Source organism: Stenotrophomonas sp. YJH_SMC_122, from assembly GCF_059369535.1.
In genome coordinates this window covers 19,254-40,148 of the sequence record NZ_JCAFST010000015.1, presented here as the reverse complement: position 1 = coordinate 40,148, position 20,895 = coordinate 19,254, and the positions used below count along the sequence as shown (strand labels likewise).

The following is a 20,895-nucleotide window of genomic DNA, read 5'->3' as shown; positions in this document are numbered from 1 at the left end:
CGACTCTACAAAAAACAGCGGGCAATAAAAAACGCCGGAAGCTCTCGCTTCCGGCGTTCTGGCTACCCAACGGTAGCAGACGGATTAGACCGCCTGCACCTGGTCAGCCTGCATACCCTTCTGACCCTGGACGGCGATGAAGGTAACCTTCTGGCCTTCCTGCAGGGTCTTGAAGCCGGTGCCCTGGATCGCGCGGAAGTGCACGAACAGGTCCGGGCCGCTTTCCGGGGTGATGAAGCCGAAGCCCTTGGCGTCGTTGAACCACTTGACGGTGCCGGTCTGACGTTCAGACATTTTACTAACTCCTGAAACACATGTTGAAAAAAATCGCAGCCACCGGGTATCGGGGCCGAGACTGAGTTGCAGGCGTTGGTAAAGCGGATCGATGAGCGGATCGTGAGATCAACTGCACCAGGCCACGATTCACGGTGACCCTAGCAAACACAGTGGGTCGCACGATACGCGTGTTTTCTGCAAAAAGCGATAGCCCCGGCGTTCATCGGAACACGTCGCCCGCTAGGCGTGACAAGGGCTGGCAGCCATTCGCGGCTAACCCCGAGCCCCCATTCAGGTTTTTCCTACCCTACACTGGGGAAATGACTGAAGCTGAAACCCCCGCTGAATACGCGCCCCCTCGCATCTGGGTGGACGCGGACGCCTGTCCCACCGTCATTCGCGACATCCTGTTCCGCGCGGCTGAACGGGTGGGGATCGAACTGACCCTGGTCGCCAACCAGTGGATACGCACCCCGCCCTCACGCTGGCTGCGCTCAATCCAGGTGCCGCAGGGGCTGGACGTGGCCGACAGCGCCATCGTCGAGCGGGTCGCCGCCGGAGACCTGGTCGTCACCCAGGACATCCCGCTGGCTGCGCTGGTGCTGGAGAAGAAGGCCGTGGCGCTGAACCCGCGCGGCCAGCTGTACACCCCGAACAACATGGCCGAGCGGCTGTCGATGCGCAATTTCATGGAGGAACTGCGCGGCGCCGGGGTCCAGACCGGCGGACCGCCGCCCCTGGGGCCCCGCGACCGGCAGTTGTTCGCCGCCGAGCTGGACCGCTGGCTGGCGCGACGCCCGGCCCGCTGAGCACCTGGCCGGCCTAAGCCGGAAGGCTCAGACTGCGGCCGCTGCTGAACGTCCGTCGTGCGCCACTCAACGGGTCGTCGAAGGCCAGGGCCCGCGCCAGCAGCTGCAGCGGTGACTCGGCCACGTCCAGTGGCCGCTGCCGAAGCTGCGGGTACAGGTCGTCACCCACGATCGGCGCCCCCAGCATGGCCATGTGCACGCGCAACTGATGCTTGCGGCCGGTTTCCGGCAGCAGCCGGTAGCGCCAGATCGGCCCTTCGGCCTCGATCAGCTCGATCCGGCTGCGCGCATTGGGTTCACCGGGCACTTCGGCCATGCGGAAGAACGGCTCGCCCGGCACCAGGCGGCTGTCCCGCTGCTGCGGAAACGCCCGCCCCGGCAGCGCCGGTGCCAGGGCCTCATAGGTCTTTTCGATGCGCCGCTCACGGAACAGTCGCTGGTAAGCATCGCGCGACGCACGCTGGGTCGAGAACAGCACCAACCCGGCCGTCAGCCGATCCAGCCGGTGCAGCGGCACCAGATCGGCATTGCCGGTGCGGGCGACCAGCCGCGCCAGCAGCGTCTCGCGCACATGCCCACCCGCCGGTGTCACCGGCAGGAAATGCGGCTTGTCGGCCACCAGCAGGTGCGCATCCAGATGGACGATGGTCTCGACAAAGGGAATCACCGGTTCGTCGGCCACCTCGCGGAAGTACTGGATGTCCAGCCCGACCTGCCAGGGCATGTCCGCAGCGAGCGCCCTGCCCTGCGCATCCAGCACACGGCCGCGCGCGAAGCGATCCTGCCATTGCGCGCGCGCGATGCGCGGGAATCGCGCACACAGGCCATCGAGCAGGCTGATCCAGGGGCCGGGCGGCAGCTGCAGCCGGCTGGGCAAGGTCATGGCGTCCACTCCGGCCACGGGAAAGAGCGCAAGAGTGCCACCGTTGACGGTGTGCAGACAGCCCGGCCACGGACACCCCCGGAGCAAACCTCTATCATTGTCCTCTTTAGTCCACGGACCCCCCATGGCTCTTACCGCCACCATCCGCAAGGCCGAACTGCAGATCAGCGACATGGATCGCGGCTACTACGCGACCCACAACCTGACCCTGGCCCAGCATCCGTCCGAGACCGACGAGCGCCTGATGGTGCGCCTGCTCGCCTTCGCGCTGAACGCCGGCGACCGCCTGGAGTTCGGCCGCGGCCTGAGCACCGATGACGAACCCGATCTTTGGGAACACGACTACACCGGCGACATCCTGCAGTGGATCGACCTGGGCCATCCGGACGAATCGCGCATCCGCAAGGCCAGCAACCGCAGCCGCCAGGTACAGGTGGTCAACTATGGCGGCAACGCCTCGGAGATCTGGTGGGGCAAGCAGGGCAAGGGCCTGGCGCGCTTCGACAATCTTTCGGTGGTCGATCTGGACGGCGAATTCGTCGAGCGCTGGGGCCAGCAGATCCAGCGTGCCATGCGCTGGAGCGTGCTGATCCAGGACGGTGAAGTGCAGCTGCTCAACGACCAGATCCAGCTCGACGTGATCCCGAACTGGCGCAAGCGCGCCAAGGCATGAGCACCATCCGTTGCGATGTGGTGGTCATTGGGGCCGGCGCAGCCGGGCTGATGACCGCGATCACTGCCGGCCAGCGGGGCCGCCAGGTGCAGGTGATCGACCATGCCAACAAGGTCGGCAAGAAGATCCTGATGTCCGGTGGTGGCCGCTGCAACTTCACCAACACCGGCACCACCCCGGCCAACTTCCTGTCGGCCAACCCGCATTTCTGCAAGTCGGCGCTGGCCCGCTACACGCCCTGGCATTTCATCGAGCTGGTGCACAAGCACGGCATCGCCTATCACGAAAAGGAACTGGGGCAGCTGTTCTGCGATATCTCGTCCAAGCAGATCGTGAAGATGCTGGTGGACGAGTGCCAGGCGGCCGGCGTACAGATCCGTACCGACTGCAGCGTGCAGCGCATCGAGCACGGCAGCGATGGTTTCCGCGTGCACACCACGCACGGCCTGTTCCATTGCGCCTCGCTGGTGGTTGCCACCGGCGGCCTGTCGATTCCCAGCATGGGCGCCAGCGGCTTCGGCTACGAAGTGGCCCGCCAGTTCGGCCACCAGGTACTGCCGACCCGGGCCGGGCTGGTGCCGCTGACGCTCAGCGGCAGGCACCAGGAACGGCTGGCCGATCTCAGCGGCGTCGCTCTCCCCATCGAGGCGCGCTGCAACGGCAAGAGCTTCCAGAACTTCATGCTGCTGACCCATCGCGGCGTGAGCGGCCCGGCCATCCTGCAGATCTCTTCGTTCTGGCAGCCCGGCGATGCGCTGGAGCTGGACCTGTTGCCGGGCCAGGATGCGGGCGAGTGGCTGCGCCAGATGAAGCGCGACCGCCCCGCCGCCGAGCTGCGCACGGTACTGGGCGAGGTACTGCCGAAGCGGCTGGCACAGCGGCTGTGCGAGCACTGGCTACCCGACCGCCCCGTGCGCCAGCTGGACGAGCCGGTGCTGCGCCAGGCTGCGCAGCTGCTGGGCGCATTCCCGCTGGTGGCCAGCGGCACCGAAGGCTACCGCACCGCCGAGGTCACCCTGGGCGGCGTGGACACCGCCGAAGTGTCATCCTCGACGATGGAATCCAAGCGCGTCCCCGGCCTGCACTTCGTTGGCGAGGTGCTGGACGTGACCGGCTGGCTGGGCGGCTACAACTTCCAATGGGCCTGGGCCAGCGGCCACGCAGCGGGCGGCGTGGTGTGAACCACTTCGCCGTTCCATGCGCGCAAGGGGGACGCGCATGGACGGTTCGCCGCGCATCGTGTATCTAGATTCGCAGATTGGGGAGCAGTGCATGCAGAACGCGAACGACATCACCATCCGCCTGCTGATCGTTGATGACAGCGGCGAGAATGCCGAAGCCATCGTCAGCACCCTGCGCAACAGCGGCATCGCGGTACGCCCGTGGCGCCCACAGGATGCGGCCGAGCTGGCCCAGGTGCTGACCAGCCAGGCCATCGACCTGGTGCTGGCCTCGCCGTCGCAGGGCATTCCGCTGCAGCTGGCAGCCCAGCACATCGCCGCCAGCGGCAAGGACATCCCGCTGGTGCTGCTGGCCGAGCGCATCGACGAGGACGAACTGGTGCAGGCCAGCAGCCATGGCATCCGTGCCCTCGCCCTGCGCCAGCGCCCCGAGCACCTGCTCGCCGTGGTCCGCGACCAGTGGGTGGACCTGCAGGCACGCCGCGGCCTGCGCCGCATCGAGGCGCAGATGCGCGAGACCGAGCGCCGCTGCGACGCGCTGATCGCCTCATCGCGCGACCCGATCGCCTACGTGCATGAAGGCATGCACATCCGCGCCAACGACGCCTACCTGGAGATGTTCGGCTACGAGCATTTTGACGACATTGAAGGCATCTCGCTGCTGGACATGGTCGCCGCCCAGCACGTGGAGGGCTTCAAGCAGCTGCTGAAGGGCCTCAGCCGTGGCGAGGCGCCGCCGCCTCAGTACCAGCTCGACGCGCGCCACCAGGACGGCAGTGCGTTCCCGGCGACGATGGAATTTGCGGCGGCCACCTACGAGGGCGAGTCCTGCCTGCAGGTGGTGCTCCGCCGCCGCATGGAGTTCGACCCCGAACTGGCGCGCGAGGTCGAGGACCTGCGCCAGCGCGACCAGGTCACCGGCCTGCTCAATCGCCCGACCTTCATGCTGCAGCTGGAAAGCGCGGTGGCCCAGGCCGGGCGCAGCGAGGGCCAGTTCGGCCTGCTGCTGATCGAGCCGGACCACTACGCGCGCCTGCTGCCGGATATCGGCCTGGCCTCGGCCGACACCCTGATCGGCGCCCTCGCCGCCCTGCTGGCCGAAGTGGTTGGCGAGGACGCGCAACTGGCCCGTTTCGGCGAACACAATTTCGCCGTGCTGCAGGCCGGACCCTACGCACAGACCGTGGCGCTGGCCGAGCGCATCCGAGAAGCCTACGCCGCGCACGTCTTCAGCATCGGCGCACGCTCGGCCACGGTGACGGTCAGCATTGGTGGCGTGCAGGTCGGTGAGAAGATCGCCAGCATCGGCCAGGTGCTGGCGCGCGCCAGTGAATGCACCCAGGCTGCAGCCGAGCTGGGTAACACCTGCCGCATCTTCGACCCGGCTGCCGCCGACCGTGTCGAGGAAGAGCGTGTGCAGCGCTGGGTGGCGCGCATCCGCGAGGCGTTGGCCGGCGACGGTTTCCAGCTTCACTACCAGCCGGTGCTGAACCTGCAGGGCGAACCACTGGAACTGTACGAAGCCTATCTGCGCCTGGAAAACAACGGCGAGCTGCTGAGCCCGACGGCGTTCCTGGGCATCGCCGAGGAACACGGCCTGCTGGCCGACATCAACCGCTGGGTGGTCTCGCAGGCCATCGCGGTGCTGGGTGAACGCGCACGTGCGGGTCATGCCACCCAGGTGCTGGTGAAGGTCACGCCGGAATCGTTCGATGACCCACAGATGATCGCCACCCTGCGCCGCGAGCTGCAGGCACAGGGCGTGCCCGGCGAACGGCTGTGGCTGCATGCACCGGAAGCGAAGGTGTTCACCCACCTGCGCAGCGCACAGCAGTTCCTTGCCGAAGTGGCCCCCTTGGGCTGCCGCATCGGCCTGGAGCAGTTCGGTTCCGGGCTGGACTCGTTCCAGCTGCTGGCCCACTTCCAGCCGCAGTTCCTCAAGCTGGACCGGGGCTTCACCAGCGACCTGGCCGCCACCCGCGAGAACATCGACCGCATCAGCCAGATCACCGCGCGTGCCCAGGAAGTGGGCATCCGCACCATTGCCGAATTCGTCAGCGATGCCAACTCGATGACGCTGCTGTTCAGTGCCGGCGTGGATTACGTGCAGGGCGACTTCGTGGGCCCGGCGTTGCCGGAGATGGGGTTCGAATTCGGGTAACCGAGGTAGTGCCGGTCGCTGGCCGGCAGCCTTTGGTACCCAGGGTTGCCGGCCAGCAGCCGGCACTACCCAAAGAGAAGGCCGGCTTTCGCCGGCCTTTTGCTTGATCAGGTCATGTCGACCAGGTTGCCGATCTTCACGTCCGGGTTGACGTCGGCCTCGTAGTCGACGCCCTCCACGCCAAAACCGAACAGACGCAGGAAGTCGGCCTTGTAACCGGCCAGGTCGCTGATCTCGTACAGGTTCTCGTTGGTCACCTGCGGCCACAGCGCGACCACTTTGCCCTGCACGTCCGCGGCCATTTCCTTGTAATCGGCGCGCAGGCGGCCTTCCTCATCGACCAGCGCAACGGTGTGGCCCTCGCCATCGACCAGATCGTGGCGCAGGCGATCGACCGCCGTGCCATCGGCCTTGCCGCCGTAAAGGATGTCGTACAGCACGTCGAGCTGTTCGATGCAGCCTTCGTGGGTGCCCTTTTCCTTCATCACCTTGAACAGCAGCGACAGGTACAGCGGCATGGTCGGAATGGCCGAGCTGGCCTGGGTCACCACCGCCTTCAGCACCGACACGCGCGCGTCGCCGCCGATTTTCGCCAGCTTTTCGCGCAGGCCCAGCACCTTGGTGTCCAGGTCCTTCTTGGCCGCGCCGATCGAGCCATTCCAGTAGATCGCCTGGGTGATCTCTTCGCCCACGTAGGTGAAGGCCGTGGTGGTACAACCATTGGCCAGCACGCCAGCATCGGCCAGCGCATCGATCCACATCTGCCAGTCCTCGCCGCCCATCACCGCGACGGTGCCGGCGATTTCTTCCACAGTCGCCGGCTGCAGGGTGGTCTCGGTAATCACTTCCTTGTCGGTATCCAGCCCGCGCAGGGTGATCGGCTCGCCGATCGGCTTCAGCGTGGAGCTGATGATCTCGCCGGTCTTCGGGTGCTTGCGGCGCGGCGCGGCCAGGCTGTAGACAACCTGGTCGACCTGGCCCAGATCGGCCTTGATCATTTCGATGGTCTTCGCCTTCACTTCATCGGAGAAGGCATCGCCATTGATGCTCTTGGCGTACAGGCCGGCTTCGTCGGCGTACTTGTGGAACGCAGCCGAGTTGTACCAGCCCGCGGTACCCGGCTTGGTCTCGCTGCCTGGGCGTTCGAAGAAGATGCCGAGGGTGGCAGCACCACTGCCAAAGGCAGCGGTGATGCGTGCGGCCAGGCCGTAGCCGGTGGAGGCGCCGATCACCAGCACGCGCTTGGGACCGTTCTGGATCGGCGGGCGCGCGCGGATGTAGTCGATCTGCTGCTTGACCGCGGCCTCGCAGCCGGTCGGGTGGGTGGTGACGCAGATGAAGCCGCGGACGCGCGGTTTGATGACCATGGATACCTCGGGTTGGCAGATGCGGCGCACGGGGCGCTCAGCAGGAGTACGGGCGCGCACGCGCGCGAACCGCAGGATCGTAGTGCGCGGGGGAGGATTGCACAACCGACGCTGGCGTAGGGTGGGGTTTCTCTTTGCAGGGCTGCGCCCTGTACCCGCTAAAAGCCAATGCCGAAGCAACAGCAAAAGCTGGTTTCCTGCGGGTCGGCGGGGTGGATCCGGCTGAGGGGGACGCTGCAAGTACGTCCATGTAAGCTCGGTCGCCGCATCCATGCGGCTCACGCCCCCTCAACCGGACCCACCCCGCCTTAGACAGTTTTCCGCGATCCGTTGGAAATGCTCTTGGGGTCAGGTCGATTTCGATATCTGACAGATGTGTCGACCAAGGTCGACACCTACCAACAGCCGCCGGAATCTGTCAGAGGTGGGGCGGTGTCGGAGTGCGGGGTGTCAGCCGCATGGATGCGGCTGCCAAGCCCACACGGACGTACTTGCGGCGTCCCCGCACTCCGACACCGCCCCGCCCAACCACGGAATGCACGCTGTTGCTGTTGCTGTTGCTGTTGCTGTTGCCGGCCAGCGGCCGGCACTACCGTGGGGTGCAGGGCTGCAAGCCCTGCACACAAAAAACCCCGCTTGCGCGGGGTTCTCTGTGTGTTGCATGCAGCGCGAACGCTTACGGGCGACGGGCCAGGGCCTCGACGTCCTTCGCCTTCGGCAGCAGGTCCTGCTTGCTCACGCGCAGGACACCAATCGTCAGCATCGGCACCGCCACCAGGATCGAGGACAGCACCACGATCACCGCGCCGATCATGTGCGTCTCGGCCAGCCCTTCCATCGAGCTGCCGCCGTACAGGTACAGGGCAAGCGCCGACAGGAAGAACATCACGGCAGTGATTACCGTACGCGACAGCGTCTGGTTGATCGAACGGTTCAGCACTTCCATCGAGTCCACGCGCAGGCTGCGGAAGTTCTCACGGACGCGGTCGAAGACCACGATGATGTCGTTGATCGCAAAGCCCATCACCGACAGCAGGCCGGCCAGCACGGTCAGGTCGAACTCACGGCCCAGCAGGGACACGTAAGCGACCGTCACGATCAGGTCGAACATCGCCACGATGCTGGCGGTGACCGCGAACTTCCACTCGAAGCGCACCGCGATGTAGATGAGGAAGCCGGCCAGCATGAAGATGGTGGCATACAGGCCATTCATCGCCAGGTCCTTGCCGATCTGCGGGCCCACGAACTCGTTGCGGAGCACGGTGGCCTGATTGTCGGCAGTGGACAATGCCTTCACCACGGCAGCGGCCGTGGCCTTGTCCTCGTGGGCGGCGTCGCCGGTACCCGGAGCATGCTCGCCGTGCGGGGCCAACCGGATCAGCAGGTCGGTGTTGCCGCCGACGCTCTGCACCTGGGCGCCTTCGAAGCCACTCTGCTCGAGCTTGGTGCGGACCTGCTCGACATCCACCGCCTTGTCGAAGCGGGCTTCGATCAGGGTGCCGCCGGTGAAGTCCAGTGCGTAGTTGAAGCCCTTGATGCCGATGATGGCGACCGAGGCCAGGAACACCACGATGGTGACTGCCATGGCGACATGGCGCCAACGCATGAAGTCGATCTTGGTGTCGTTCGGGAGGATGTGCAGCGGAAACAGTTTCATTGTGCGTGTCGTCCCGTCAGATGGCCACGTTCTGGAGCTTCTTGCGACGGCCGTAGATCAGCGTCGCCAGCGCACGCGACACGGTGATCGCGGTGAACATGGAGGCGAAAATACCGATGATCATGGTCAGCGCGAAGCCCTTCAGCGGACCGGTACCGAATGCAAACAGCGCCACACCGACGATCAGGCCGGTCAGGTTGGCGTCGAGGATGGTGCCCGAAGCACGCTCGTAACCGGTCACGATCGCCGTCTTGCCCGGCACGCCTGCTCGCAGCTCTTCACGGATACGCTCGTTGATCAGCACGTTGGCATCCACCGACAGGCCGACCGACAACGCCAGGCCGGCAAAGCCCGGCAGGGTCATGGTGGCGCCGAACAGCGACATCACCGCCACTACGATCAGCAGGTTGAACAGCATCGCTGCCGAGGTGATCACACCGAACATGCGGTAGTACACGCTGAAGAACACCAGGGTGAACAGGAACGCGAACACCACCGCGCGCATGCCGTTCTTGACGTTCTCGGCGCCGAGGCTCGGGCCGACCACACGCTCCTCGACGAAGTCCATCGGCGCAGCCAGCGAACCCGACTTCAGCAGCTTGGCGAGGTCTTCGGCTTCCTTCTTCTGCAGGCCGGTGGTCTGGAAGTTCTTGCCGAACACGCCGTTGATGTTGGCCACCGAGATCACTTCCTCGTTGACCTTGAAGCCACGCACTTCCTGGCCATCGACGACGGTCACGGTCGGCACGCGCTCGGTGTAGACCACCGCCATCGGCTTGTTCACGTTGGCGCTGGTGAAGTCGAACATGCGCTGGCCACCGACGTTGTTCAGCGTCACGCTGACCGCCGGCGAGCCGCTGTTCGAATCGGTCACCGCCTGCGCACCGACCATCTGGTCGCCGGTGACGATCACACGCTTGTTCAGCAGGATCGGGCCGCGGCCGTCACGCTGCTGGTACACCTTCGCTTCCGGCGGAATGCGGCCGGAGTTGATGGCGTCCTGCGCATTGCCTTCCACCACCGCACGGTACTCCAGGGTGGCGGTGGCACCGATCATGCGCTTGGCTTCGGCGGTGTCCTGCACGCCCGGCAGCTGCACGACCACGCGGTCGGCACCCTGGCGCTGGATGATCGGCTCGGCCACGCCGAGCTGGTTCACGCGGTTGCGCAGGGTGTTGATGTTCTGCTCGATGGCGCCGTTGGCGATCTGCGTGATCTCGGTCTCCGGCACGGTGACCGTGATGCGGTTGCCGCTGACGTCATAGCCGAGCGTCGGCTGTGCCTTGACCAGGGCGGCACGGGCACGCTGCGCGGCGTCATCGCCGGCGGATGGGCTCAGGTTGGCCACGATGCTGTTGTCGGCGCGGCGTTCCACCGACTGGTAGGCGATGCGCGCGTCACGCAGCGTGCTGCGCACGTCTTCCGTGTAGGCATCCAGGCGCTTGTCGAGGGCAGCCTTCTGGTCCACCTGCAGCACGAAGTGCACGCCGCCCTGCAGGTCCAGGCCCAGCACCATCGGGCGACCGCCGAGGTTGGCCAGCCAGTCCGGCACGGTCGAAGCCAGGTTCAGCGCCACGGTGTACTTCTCGCCGACGGTGTCACGCAGGGCGTCGCTGGCAGCGGACTGCGACTTCAGGTCCGACAGGCGGACGATCAGGCTTTCCCCTTCCTTTTCGGCTCCGATGGTGGCGATGCCGGCCTTTTTCAGGTCGGCCAGCACACGGTCGCGCAGCGCATCGTCGATCTGCCCGCCACGGTTGGCGGTGATCTGGATGGCCGGGTCCTTCTGGTAGATGTTGGGCAGCGCGTACAGCGCGCTGAGCGCCAGTACGATCAGGATGACGACGTACTTCCAGCGTGGAAATTCGAGCATTGCTTGGGTCCCGCGCGGCGCCATCCCCGGCGCCGCGGTTGTGCTTCGGAAAGGGAGTGGCTTACTTGGCCGAATCCAGGGTGCCGGTCGGCAGCACGCTGCCGACAGCGCCCTTCTGCACGCGGATGCGCACGTTGTCGGCCACTTCGACGGTGATGAAGTGGTCGCCGATGTCGGTGACCTTGCCGGCGATGCCGCCGTTGGTCAGCACTTCATCGCCGCGCTTGATCTTCTCCAGCATGGCCTTGTGCTCCTTCTGCCGCTTCATCTGCGGGCGGATCATCAGGAAGTACATGATGGCGATCAGGATGATCGGGAACAGAAGCGTGGTCAGGCCCATGCCCTGCGGTTGGCCGCCGGCGGCCTGGGCGTGGGCGGCGGGAATCAGGAAAGCAAGCAGGTTCATCGTTGGTCCTTTGGTTGGGCGGCGCTCCCGTCCCTTGAGGGGCGGGGGTGTCGACCGCGGATCTGGGTCAGCCTTGAAGTATGCCACGGCCCCGGGCGTTCGTCCTTGGGCCGTTCGGCAGGGGGCGTCGGGGTTACAGCGGCGGGGCCACCGCCCCGCGTGCCGCGTAGAAGGACTCGCGGAAGGCCAGGAAGGTTCCCGCCTCGATCGCGGCCCGGATGTCGGCCATGAGCTTTTCGTAATAGAACAGGTTGTGCAGGGTGCCCAGCATCGGCGCCAGCATCTCGTTGCAGCGGTCCAGGTGGCGCAGGTAGGACCGGGTGTAACCGCCGGTGCAGGCCACGCAGCCGCAGCCCGGCTCGATCGGGTCCATGTCCCGCGCGTACTGGGAATTGCGGATGCGGACGGTGCCGAACGAGGTGAAATAGTGGCCGTTGCGCGCATTACGGGTCGGCATCACGCAGTCGAACATGTCCACGCCGCGCGCCACGCCCTCGACCAGGTCCTCCGGCCGGCCCACGCCCATCAGGTAACGCGGGCGGTCGCCCGGCAGCTCCGGATCCAGGTGGTCGAGCATGGCGTTGCGCTCGTGCTCCGGCTCGCCCACGGCCAGGCCGCCGATGGCGTAGCCGTCGAAGCCGATCGCCTGCAGGGCGTCGGCCGAGCGGCTGCGCAGGTCGGTGTGCACGCCGCCCTGGACGATGCCGAACAACGCCGCGTCGTTGCCCAGCTCGTCATGCGCGTTGCGGCTGCGCTGCGCCCAGCGCAGGCTCAGCTCCATCGAGCGGCGGGCAACGTCTTCGGTGGCCGGGTACGGGGTGCACTCGTCGAAGATCATCACGATGTCCGAATCGAGCACCTTCTGGATCTTCATGCTCTCCTCGGGACCGAGGAACACGCGGGCGCCGTCGGTGGGCGAGGCGAAGGTCACGCCCTGCTCGGTGATCTTGCGTCGATGGGCCAGCGAGAACACCTGGAAACCACCGGAGTCGGTCAGAATCGGGCCATCCCAGCGGCAGAAGCCGTGCAGCCCGCCGTGGTCGGCGATGATGTCCAGGCCCGGGCGCAGGTACAGGTGGAAGGTGTTGCCGAGGATGATCTCGGCGCCCAGCGCACGCACCTGGTCCGGCAGGATGCCCTTGACCGAGCCATAGGTCCCCACCGGCATGAAGGCCGGCGTTTCCACCGTGCCACGCGGGAAGGTCAGGCGGCCACGGCGGGCACGGCCGTCGCGGGTCTGGAGCTGGAACTGCAGTCGGGACATGGAGCGGTCGTTCAGGCAAATAGTTGCCTATTGTCTCCCAAGAAGGCGTGCGCACCAAGGTGCGCATCCACAGGTGCCCTGCCTTCCCGGGGCGCGCTACCCCGCCTGCGGGAACAGCAGCATCGCGTCGCCGTAGCTGAAGAATCGGTAGCGCTGCTCGATCGCGTGCCGGTAGGCCTCGAACACCCGCTCTTTGCCGGCAAACGCGGAGATCATCATCAGCAGCGTGCTTTCCGGCAGGTGGAAATTGGTCACCATCGCGTCGACGCTGCGGATGCGGTAGCCCGGGGTGATGAAGATCTGCGTTTCACCCGCGAACGGCAGCAGTTCGCCATCGCGCATCGCGCTTTCCAGCGCGCGCACCACGGTGGTGCCGACGCCGATCACCCGGCCACCGGCCGCGCGCGTGCGCCGCACCTGCTGCACCAGTTCGGCGCCGACGTTCAGCCACTCGCGGTGCATCACGTGGTCCTTCAGGTCTTCGGCACGCACCGGCTGGAAGGTGCCCGCGCCCACGTGCAGGGTGACGTGGCCGAACTCCACGCCCTTTTCCTTCAGTGCGGCCAGCAACGGTTCGTCGAAATGCAGGCCCGCGGTCGGTGCCGCCACCGCGCCCACTTCACGCGCGAACACGGTCTGGTAGCGCTCGCGGTCGTCCACGCCCGGCTCGCGCTGGATGTACGGCGGCAGCGGCAGGCGGCCGGCGTGCAGCAACCACTGTTCCAGCGATTCCGGCACATGGAACTGCAGCACGTAGAACTCGCCATCGCGGCCCAGCACCTCGGCTTCGCCACCGGCATCCAGCGCGATGCGGCTGCCGGCCTTCGGCGACTTGCTGGCGCCGACCTGCGCACGGGCCTGCTGACCGCCGAGCAGACGCTCGATCAGGATCTCCACGCGGCCGCCGCTGGCCTTCTGCCCGAACAGGCGCGCGGGGATCACCCGGGTGTCGTTGAACACCAGCAGGTCGCCCGGCTGCAGCAGCGACGGCAGGTCACGCACCTGCAGATCGGTGAAGGCAGCCGGCGCGGGCGGCACCAGCAGCAGGCGGCTGGCGGAGCGTTCGGTCAGGGGAGCCTGCGCGATCAGTTCAGCCGGCAGGTCGTAATGGAAATCGGACTTCTTCAAGGCGGTGGGCGGCAACAGGTCGACAATGGCGCGCATTGTACGTCCAGCGTCTGCGAGCCGGCGCGCTTCGCGGCGAACGTCGCGCAAAATGCTGCTATGCAGCAGGTTTCTGCGGGGTTATCGCGCAAAAAAACAAGTGCTAGCATCGAACCGGAAGTCCGCTGCACGAGCCTGCCCCAAGCGCGCGTGATGACGCGCGTTTTGCTTTTGATGGCCCGTGCGACCCATTGTTTCAGGAGATCTGCAATGAGCTTCATCGAACGCCTCGCCCCCCTGCGCACCCAGCCCGGCACCCGCCTCACCACCGGGCTGGACGATGCCACCCTGACCGCCCTGTCCGCCAACCACCCGCAGCTGATCGCCGCGGTGGACGCCGCTGCCGAGGAATTCGCGCGGGTGCAGGCCGACCTGGGGCCGCTGCTGGCGCAGGACGAACAGGCGCAGATCGACGCGATGCAGGACGGTTTCGTCAATTTCTACGCCGATGACGCGGTGACCCCGTACGTGGCGCTGGCCGCGCGCGGCCCGTGGGTGGTCACCCTGAAGGGCGCCGTGCTGTACGACGCCGGCGGCTACGGCATGCTCGGCTTCGGGCACACCCCGGACGCCGTGCTGGAGGCCATGGCGCGCCCGCAGGTGATGGCCAACATCATGACCCCCAGCCTGTCGCAGCAGCGCTTCATCACTGCCCTGCGCGCCGAGATCGGCCATCGCCGTGGCGGCTGCCCGTTCGCCCGTTTCATGTGCCTGAACTCCGGCTCCGAAGCCGTCGGCCTGGCCGCGCGCATCGCCGACGTCAACGCCAAGCTGCAGACCGATCCTGGCGCACGCCACGCCGGCGCTGCGATCAAGCGCGTGGTGGTCAAGGGCAGCTTCCATGGCCGCACCGACCGCCCTGCCCTCTATTCGGATTCCAGCCGCAAGAGCTACCTGCAGCACCTGGCCAGCTACCGTGGCGAGGACTCGGTGATCACCGTGGCGCCTTACGACGAGGCCGCCCTGCGCAAGGTGTTCGAGGATGCTGCACGCAACCAGTGGTTCATCGAAGCGGTGTTCCTGGAACCGGTGATGGGCGAAGGTGACCCGGGCCGTTCGGTGCCGCCGGCGTTCTATGCCGTTGCCCGTGAGCTGACCCGTGCGCACGGCAGCCTGCTGCTGCTCGACTCGATCCAGGCCGGCCTGCGCGCGCATGGCGTGCTGTCGGTGGTCGACTACCCGGGCTTCGAAGGCCTTGACCCGCCGGACATGGAGACCTACTCCAAGGCACTCAACGCCGCGCAGTACCCGCTGTCGGTGCTGGCGGTGACCGAGCACGCCGCGCAGCTGTACCGCAAGGGCATCTACGGCAACACCATGACCAGCAACCCGCGTGCGCTGGACGTCGCCTGCGCCACCCTGGCGCAGCTGACCCCGCAGGTGCGCGCCAACATCGCTGAGCGCGGTGCCGAGGCCGTGCGCAAGCTGGAACAGCTGAAGGCCGAGCTGGGTGGCCTGATCACCAAGGTGCAGGGCACCGGGCTGCTGTTCTCGTGCGAGCTGGCGCCGCAGTTCAAGTGCTATGGCGCCAACTCCACCGAGGAATGGCTGCGCCAGCACGGCATCAACGTGATCCACGGTGGCGAGAATTCGCTGCGCTTCACCCCGCACTTCGGCATGGACAGCGAGGAGCTGGACCTGCTGGTGGGCATGGTCGGCCGCGCCCTGCGTGAAGGCCCGCGCCGCGAGCAGGCTGCGGCGGCCTAAGCGCCCGCTTGCGTAGAGCCGAAGGCAGAGGCAGCAGCCGCTGCCAACGGCGCTGGCGACGGCCCGAAGGGTGCCGGTCAGGACGACCGGCATAGCCCATGCTCGGCTGGCCTGTGCCGCTATCTGAACGAAGAGCAGCGGTGCATGGTTCGGATCTACAGAAGGGGCGATAATCCACCAGCACCCCGCCCGCAACCGCTGACCCGGTTGCCGGCGGGGCGTTTTCGTTTCCGCACCAAGAGACAAGCCCACCCATGAAGTCGATCTGCGTCTACTGTGGTTCCAACGCTGGCAGCAAGCCGGCCTACACCGAACGCGCCATTGCCCTGGGTGATCGCATCGCCCGCGATGGCCTGCGCCTGGTGTATGGCGGCGGCAACGTTGGCCTGATGGGCACCGTGGCCAACGCCGTGCTCGCCGCTGGCGGCGAGGTGACCGGCGTGATCCCGCGCCAGCTGGCCGACTGGGAAGTGGCCCACCGCGGCCTGACCGAACTGGAGATCGTCGGCTCGATGCATGAGCGCAAGTCGCGCATGTTCGACCTCGCCGATGGCTTCGTCGCCCTGCCCGGTGGCTTCGGCACCATGGAAGAGATCTTCGAGATGCTGACCTGGCGCCAGCTGGGCATCGGCAACAAGCCGTGCGCGTTCCTCGATGTGGAAGGTTTCTACGCGCCGCTGATCGGCATGATCGACCGCATGGTGGAAGAGCGTTTCCTGCATCCGGACCAGCGCCAGGACCTCTGGTACGGCTCGGACATCGAGGACATGCTGGTGTGGATGCAGAACTATCAGCCGGCGCAGGCCTCGAAGTGGATCGACGAGAAACGTCGCTCGGCTCTGCGCTGAAGTGAACGGTCGCGGCGGCTCACGCCATCGCCCGCGCCCACGGTGCGGGACGGCCCAGCAGGTAGCCCTGGCCATAGTCGCAACCGAGTTCGCGCAGTGTCTGCCGCTGCGCCTCGGTCTCGATGCCTTCGCCAATGGTTTCGATGCCCAGGGTGCGGGCCAGTGACAGCACGCCTTCGACCAGCGCGCGCGTGCTCTGCACTTCCGGCCCGTGCAGGCCGGCGATGAAGCTCTGGTCGATCTTCAATGTACTGATCGGGAATCGGTGCAGGTAGGACAGCGCAGAGAAGCCGGTACCAAAGTCGTCCAGCTGCACCTGGATGCCACGCTCGCGCAGGCCCTGCAGGATGCGCAGCGTGTGCGGCGCATCGTCCAGCAGCGCGACCTCGGTAATCTCCAGCCGCAGCCGGCGCGGATCGGCGCCACACGCGTCGAGCAGGCCGAACAGGCGGTCGCTGAACTCGGCCGAGCGGAAATGGCGCGGCGAAACGTTCACCGAGACATAGCTCTGGCCACCTTCGGCCAGGCGCGCGATGACCTGCTCGTAGATCAGCCAGTCGACCTGTTCGATCAGGCCGCTTTCCTCTCCCAGCTCCAGGAACGCGCCGGGCAACAGCAGGCCACGACGCTCGTGCTGCCAGCGCAGCAATGCCTCATGTCCCACCACTTCGCCATCGGACAGGCGCACGATCGGCTGGAAGAACGGAACGAAATCACGGTTGTTGATCGCGCGGCGCAGATCGGCTTCCAGGTCGAGGCTGCGCATGGCCTGTTCTCGCATGTCCTCGTCGAAGATCGCGCAGCGGTCATGGCCCTGTGCCTTGGCCCGGTACATCGCCGCATCCGCATCACGCAGCAGCTCCTCGCCGGTACGGTAGCGCGGATTCCACAGCGCGATGCCCAGGCTGCCGGACGGGAACAGCTCGCGCCCGGCGATCCATATCGATTCCTGCAATGCCAGCAACAAGCGCTGGCCGAAATCCAGCGCCTGTGCCAGGCCCTGCGGGCATTGCAGCAGCACCGCGAATTCATCACCGCCCAGCCGTGCCACCACGTCATCGGCGCCGGCCATCGATACGATCCGCTTGGCTACCTCCACCAGCATGCGGTCACCGGCGGCGTGGCCGATGCTGTCGTTGACCAGCTTGAAGCGATCCAGGTCGAGGAACAGCACGGCGAACACCGGCCCTCCCTCGCGCTTGGCCAGCGCCAGCGCATCCTGCAGGCGATCGAGCAGGTGCAGCCGGTTGGGGAGGCCGGTCAGCGCATCGTGCATGGCCTGATGGGTCAGGCGTTGCTCGGCCCGCAGGCGCTCGCCGATCTGGCCGAGCAACTTCTCGTTGACCTCGGCCAGCTCACGCGTGCGCTCCTCCACGCGCTTTTCAAGTTCGGCATGCGCCAAACGCAGCCGTTGCTGGTCGCGCTGGCGCGCCAACCCGGTTCCAATGTTCTGGGCAACGAACGTCAGCAGCCGCTGATCGTGCACGCTGAACGTACTGTTCTCGCTGTAACTCTGCACCACGATCGCACCGACCACCTCGTCATCGCGCAGCAGCGGCACGCCCAGCCAGCAATGCGAGCGCGCACCGGATTCACGCACCTCGCCACTGGCCAGCAGCGCATCGATCTGGGCGCGTGACGCCAGTAGCGGCCGCCGGTTGCGCACGACGTATTCGGTCAGGCCGCGACTGAACGGACGAGGTGCACGGCTGGCATTGTGCTCGTCCACCGAATAGACGAAGTCCAGGCCGTCTCCGCTTCCGTTCACCAGCGCGATATAGAAGTTGCGCGCGTCGAGCAGGCGCCCGACCACGCCATGCACCTGCCCGTAGAACTGGGCCAGGCTGTCGGCCGACATCGCCATTTCGGCAATGTTGTACAGCGCGGTCTGCAGTTGCTCGGCGCGCCGGCGCTCTGCCACTTCATCCTGCAGGCTGTGGTTGGCACGCTGCAGTTCCAGCGTGCGCCGCTCCACCTGTTGCTCCAGCCGGACCTGCGCCTGGCGCCGATCCATCGCAGTCTGCACGTGCTGGGCGACAAAGCCCAGCAACGCGCGCTCGGCCTCGCCGTAGCGGGCCGCCAGCTCATAGCTCTGCACCACGATGGCGCCGCATACCCGGCCATCGCGCAGCATCGGCACACCCAGCCAGTCCAGGCTTTCGGGGCCACGCTGCGGGTCGTGCTCCTGCTCCACCACGCGCGCCAGCAGTTCGCGTGAGGGTCCGCTGAGCGGCTTGCCGTGGCGCAGCAGCGCGACAGTCAGGCTGCGCGGCATCTCGGCGGCGTCATGGCTCTGCGACGGGTCCGCGACGAAATCGTCGACCTGGTCGGCGAAGTACAGGAAGCGGATCTGGTCACGCACATCATCGTATTCAACGATGTAGCAGTTCTCCGCATACATCAGCGTGCCGAGCACGCCGTGCACGTGACGCAGCATCTCCGACATCTCCAGATCGGCGCCGGCCAGATCGGCGATCTGGAACAGCGCCTGCTGCAACCGTTCAGCTTCTTCCAGCGCCTTGATCTGCCCAGCCTGGCGGCCACGCTGCAGTGCCAGTTCCATGGCCTGACGGGCCAGCCCCCACCACGCCGCGGAAGGCACGGCGCCTTCCACCGACAGCTGCAGGCGTGCACCGTCATGTTCCCAGCCATGGCAGCCGTCGCCGATGCCCGGCGCAGTGAACGCGCCTGCCGCCCCGTCGGCCGGCCACCCGCCCTGACCGCGCCCGAGCTGCGGGTCGTCCCAGCCGACGCGGACCACGGCCGTTTCCGGCAAAAGCGCATGCAAGGCGCGCACCAGCGCTGTGCTCAGCACGGCCTCGTGTGGTGGCTCTTCCGCCGGTTCAGCATGCGTGGACAAATGACAATCTCTTGGCGCCGTCTATGCGTCGCCTCCCCTGAGCCGACGAGCATAGCGCGCCACCCGGGGGGCAATGGAAGCCCGTAAACCCCGAATCGTGCGCCCGTACGTTTTTCCTGCTGTCCGCAGCCCCTTCCGAGCCATGACCCTCGCTGTGCCCGCCCCTGCCACCGGCTATGCGCCATCGCCTGCAGGCCTTACCCTGTACGCTGTGGAAGCCAGCGCACTGCCAACCGATGAAGCCTTGATGCTGGCCTGGGCCGGTGGCGACCTGCGCGCGTTCGAAAGCCTGTATGCGCGCCATCGCAAGCGACTGTTCGGCTTCCTGCTGCGCCAACTGCGCGACAACGCGCTGGCCGAAGAGATCTTCCAGGACGTCTGGCAGCGGGTGATCAGCGCCCGCGCCGGCTGGCAGCCCGAAGCGGCGTTCAGCACCTGGCTGTTCCGCATCGCCCATAACCGCCTTAACGACCATTGGCGCGCCGCCCGCCATCGCCCTGCCGCGCCGGCCGACGCCGACCTGCGCCTGGCCGCGATCGAGGACGGGCAGACCCCGGAAGCCGAACTTTCCGAATTCGAACAACGTCGCCGCATCCAGCTGGCGATGGAGCAATTGCCGCCGGAGCAGCGCGAAGTGCTGCAACTGCGGCTGGATCAGGAACTGAGCCTGGAGGAGATCGGCCAGATCACCGGCGTAGGCCGGGAAACCGTGAAATCGCGGCTGCGCTATGCGATGGACAAGCTGCGTGCGGGATTGAACGCATGAACCGAGACGAACCGCTGACGCCGGAAGAACGCGAGCTGGCCCGGCTGCTCGGCCGTCGCGCCGAGCAGGCACCGCCCGCCGCACTGGACGCCGCCATCCTGGCCGCGGCGCGTGCCGCCGTAGACGCTCCAGGTACCGATGTCGCCGCCGCTCCCGAGGCACCGCGCAAGCAGCGCACGGGACCGCGTTGGCCAGCGGTGTTCGGCATCGCCGCTTCGATGGTGTTCGCCATCGGCATCGCCTGGCAGCTGCGTCCTGAACCGCCGCTGGTTCCGGCGGGCGAGACTGCTGCTGCGGCACCGGCTGCGGCAGAAGACGTCGCGGTCGCCGATCAGGCCGCTGGAAGTGGTTCAGCCGACAGCGCAGTGGCGGTTGCGGAACCAGCCGCTGCGTCGGCAGCACCCGAGTCCGCCCCTGTTTCCGCTGCCCCGGCACCGGCCATCGCGCGTGCGCACAAGCCTGCGCCGGCCAAGACCGCTGAAGTGCCAGCCCAGGCTGCACGATCCATGGCTGCGGATGCGGCCGCCGACACCTCCTTTGCGGCGCTCCCGCCCGCTCCGGCTGCAGCACCGCCAGCGCCACCTGCACCGGCCGCCTACTCGGCACCCGCACCGGCACCCGCACCGGCATCCGCGCCAGCAGCGTCCGGGGCAATGAAAGCACGCACGGCAGCGGCACCGGCAGCCAATGCCGCCGAGGCCGAGCGGGCGCAGGCGCTGGATCGGGTGGAGATCACCTCGATGAAGCGTGAGGCTCCCAGCCGTTCCGCACCGGGCATCATGCGCCGCGGCAGCGATGCGGGCCTGAGCGCGGATGCCGTGCAGGCCGAGGTGGACGCCGACGCGCGACTGCCGCGCCGGCAGTGGCTGCAGAAGATCCGCGCGCGACGCGACGACGGCCAGCGCGATCTGGCCCGCGCCAGCCTGGAGCGCTACGTGCAGCAGTATCCGGAAGCACGCCTGCCGCGCGACCTGCGCCCGTTGCTGGACGACTGAAGCAG

The 20,895-nt window shown here is 66.9% G+C and carries 17 protein-coding genes; 8 read left to right on the top strand and 9 right to left on the bottom strand.

What is annotated here, in order from left to right; genetic code table 11:
* Positions 1 to 84: 84 nt before the first annotated feature.
* Positions 85 to 294, bottom strand: a complete 210-nt coding sequence (locus AC5P66_RS17750; protein WP_005416210.1) for a cold-shock protein — start codon at positions 292 to 294, stop codon at positions 85 to 87.
* Between the two features lie 302 nt (positions 295 to 596).
* On the opposite strand from AC5P66_RS17750, the gene AC5P66_RS17745 reads away from it, so the two are divergent.
* Complete coding sequence (locus AC5P66_RS17745) at positions 597 to 1,085, top strand: YaiI/YqxD family protein (RefSeq protein WP_111097299.1); 489 nt, start codon at positions 597 to 599, stop codon at positions 1,083 to 1,085.
* 13 nt (positions 1,086 to 1,098) lie between these two features.
* Here the strand turns inward: AC5P66_RS17745 and AC5P66_RS17740 are convergent, their stop codons facing one another.
* Positions 1,099 to 1,968 carry a pseudouridine synthase gene (locus AC5P66_RS17740; protein WP_111097300.1) on the bottom strand — a complete coding sequence of 290 codons (870 nt, stop codon included), beginning with the start codon at positions 1,966 to 1,968 and terminating at the stop codon, positions 1,099 to 1,101.
* Between the two features lie 124 nt (positions 1,969 to 2,092).
* Between AC5P66_RS17740 and AC5P66_RS17735 the strand changes: the two genes are divergently transcribed.
* The 3 genes from AC5P66_RS17735 to AC5P66_RS17725 all read left to right on the top strand — a co-directional run bounded on the left by AC5P66_RS17735 (position 2,093) and on the right by AC5P66_RS17725 (position 5,983).
* Positions 2,093 to 2,641 (top strand): YaeQ family protein, encoded by a 549-nt coding sequence (locus tag AC5P66_RS17735; protein WP_014036873.1) that lies wholly within the window; start codon positions 2,093 to 2,095, stop codon positions 2,639 to 2,641.
* Positions 2,638 to 3,822, top strand: a complete 1,185-nt coding sequence (locus tag AC5P66_RS17730) for a BaiN/RdsA family NAD(P)/FAD-dependent oxidoreductase (protein ID WP_099495113.1) — start codon at positions 2,638 to 2,640, stop codon at positions 3,820 to 3,822. Before AC5P66_RS17735 ends, AC5P66_RS17730 begins: the two co-directional genes overlap by 4 nt.
* A 91-nt stretch (positions 3,823 to 3,913) precedes the next feature.
* Positions 3,914 to 5,983, top strand: coding sequence for an EAL domain-containing response regulator (locus AC5P66_RS17725; protein ID WP_049415784.1), 2,070 nt, complete (start codon positions 3,914 to 3,916; stop codon positions 5,981 to 5,983).
* Between the two features lie 107 nt (positions 5,984 to 6,090).
* Here AC5P66_RS17725 and fabV read toward each other — a convergent pair whose 3' ends face one another.
* From fabV to queA, 6 genes are all read right to left on the bottom strand, one after another.
* Complete coding sequence (gene fabV, locus AC5P66_RS17720; RefSeq protein WP_049415774.1) at positions 6,091 to 7,350, bottom strand: enoyl-ACP reductase FabV; 1,260 nt, start codon at positions 7,348 to 7,350, stop codon at positions 6,091 to 6,093.
* 676 nt (positions 7,351 to 8,026) lie between these two features.
* Positions 8,027 to 9,007, bottom strand: coding sequence for a protein translocase subunit SecF (gene secF / locus AC5P66_RS17715; RefSeq protein WP_049413603.1), 981 nt, complete (start codon positions 9,005 to 9,007; stop codon positions 8,027 to 8,029).
* 16 nt (positions 9,008 to 9,023) lie between these two features.
* Positions 9,024 to 10,880 (bottom strand): protein translocase subunit SecD, encoded by a 1,857-nt coding sequence (secD, locus tag AC5P66_RS17710; protein WP_005416202.1) that lies wholly within the window; start codon positions 10,878 to 10,880, stop codon positions 9,024 to 9,026.
* Positions 10,881 to 10,941: 61 nt separating this feature from the next.
* A complete protein-coding gene (yajC, locus tag AC5P66_RS17705) occupies positions 10,942 to 11,286 on the bottom strand; it encodes a preprotein translocase subunit YajC (RefSeq protein ID WP_005416201.1) in 345 nt (114 codons plus the stop codon).
* A 133-nt stretch (positions 11,287 to 11,419) separates the two neighbouring features.
* Positions 11,420 to 12,550, bottom strand: coding sequence for a tRNA guanosine(34) transglycosylase Tgt (tgt, locus tag AC5P66_RS17700; RefSeq protein ID WP_014646826.1), 1,131 nt, complete (start codon positions 12,548 to 12,550; stop codon positions 11,420 to 11,422).
* Between the two features lie 96 nt (positions 12,551 to 12,646).
* The gene (gene queA, locus AC5P66_RS17695) at positions 12,647 to 13,714 is read right to left on the bottom strand and encodes a tRNA preQ1(34) S-adenosylmethionine ribosyltransferase-isomerase QueA (RefSeq protein ID WP_099495109.1); all 1,068 of its coding nucleotides are present in this window, start codon (positions 13,712 to 13,714) and stop codon (positions 12,647 to 12,649) included.
* A 210-nt stretch (positions 13,715 to 13,924) separates the two neighbouring features.
* Between queA and AC5P66_RS17690 the strand changes: the two genes are divergently transcribed.
* Positions 13,925 to 15,421, top strand: coding sequence for an aminotransferase class III-fold pyridoxal phosphate-dependent enzyme (locus tag AC5P66_RS17690; protein WP_049438856.1), 1,497 nt, complete (start codon positions 13,925 to 13,927; stop codon positions 15,419 to 15,421).
* A gap of 254 nt (positions 15,422 to 15,675) precedes the next feature.
* On the top strand, positions 15,676 to 16,269 hold the full coding sequence (locus AC5P66_RS17685) for an LOG family protein (protein WP_049415329.1): 594 nt from the start codon (positions 15,676 to 15,678) through the stop codon (positions 16,267 to 16,269).
* Between the two features lie 19 nt (positions 16,270 to 16,288).
* Here AC5P66_RS17685 and AC5P66_RS17680 read toward each other — a convergent pair whose 3' ends face one another.
* Positions 16,289 to 19,129 carry a bifunctional diguanylate cyclase/phosphodiesterase gene (locus AC5P66_RS17680; protein ID WP_049415326.1) on the bottom strand — a complete coding sequence of 947 codons (2,841 nt, stop codon included), beginning with the start codon at positions 19,127 to 19,129 and terminating at the stop codon, positions 16,289 to 16,291.
* 247 nt (positions 19,130 to 19,376) lie between these two features.
* Between AC5P66_RS17680 and AC5P66_RS17675 the strand changes: the two genes are divergently transcribed.
* Both AC5P66_RS17675 and AC5P66_RS17670 read left to right on the top strand, forming a co-directional pair.
* Positions 19,377 to 19,895, top strand: coding sequence for an RNA polymerase sigma factor (locus AC5P66_RS17675; protein ID WP_229298213.1), 519 nt, complete (start codon positions 19,377 to 19,379; stop codon positions 19,893 to 19,895).
* On the top strand, positions 19,892 to 20,890 hold the full coding sequence (locus AC5P66_RS17670; protein WP_111097303.1) for a hypothetical protein: 999 nt from the start codon (positions 19,892 to 19,894) through the stop codon (positions 20,888 to 20,890). The genes AC5P66_RS17675 and AC5P66_RS17670 overlap by 4 nt, the downstream gene beginning before the upstream one ends.
* The last annotated feature ends 5 nt before the right edge of the window (positions 20,891 to 20,895 follow it).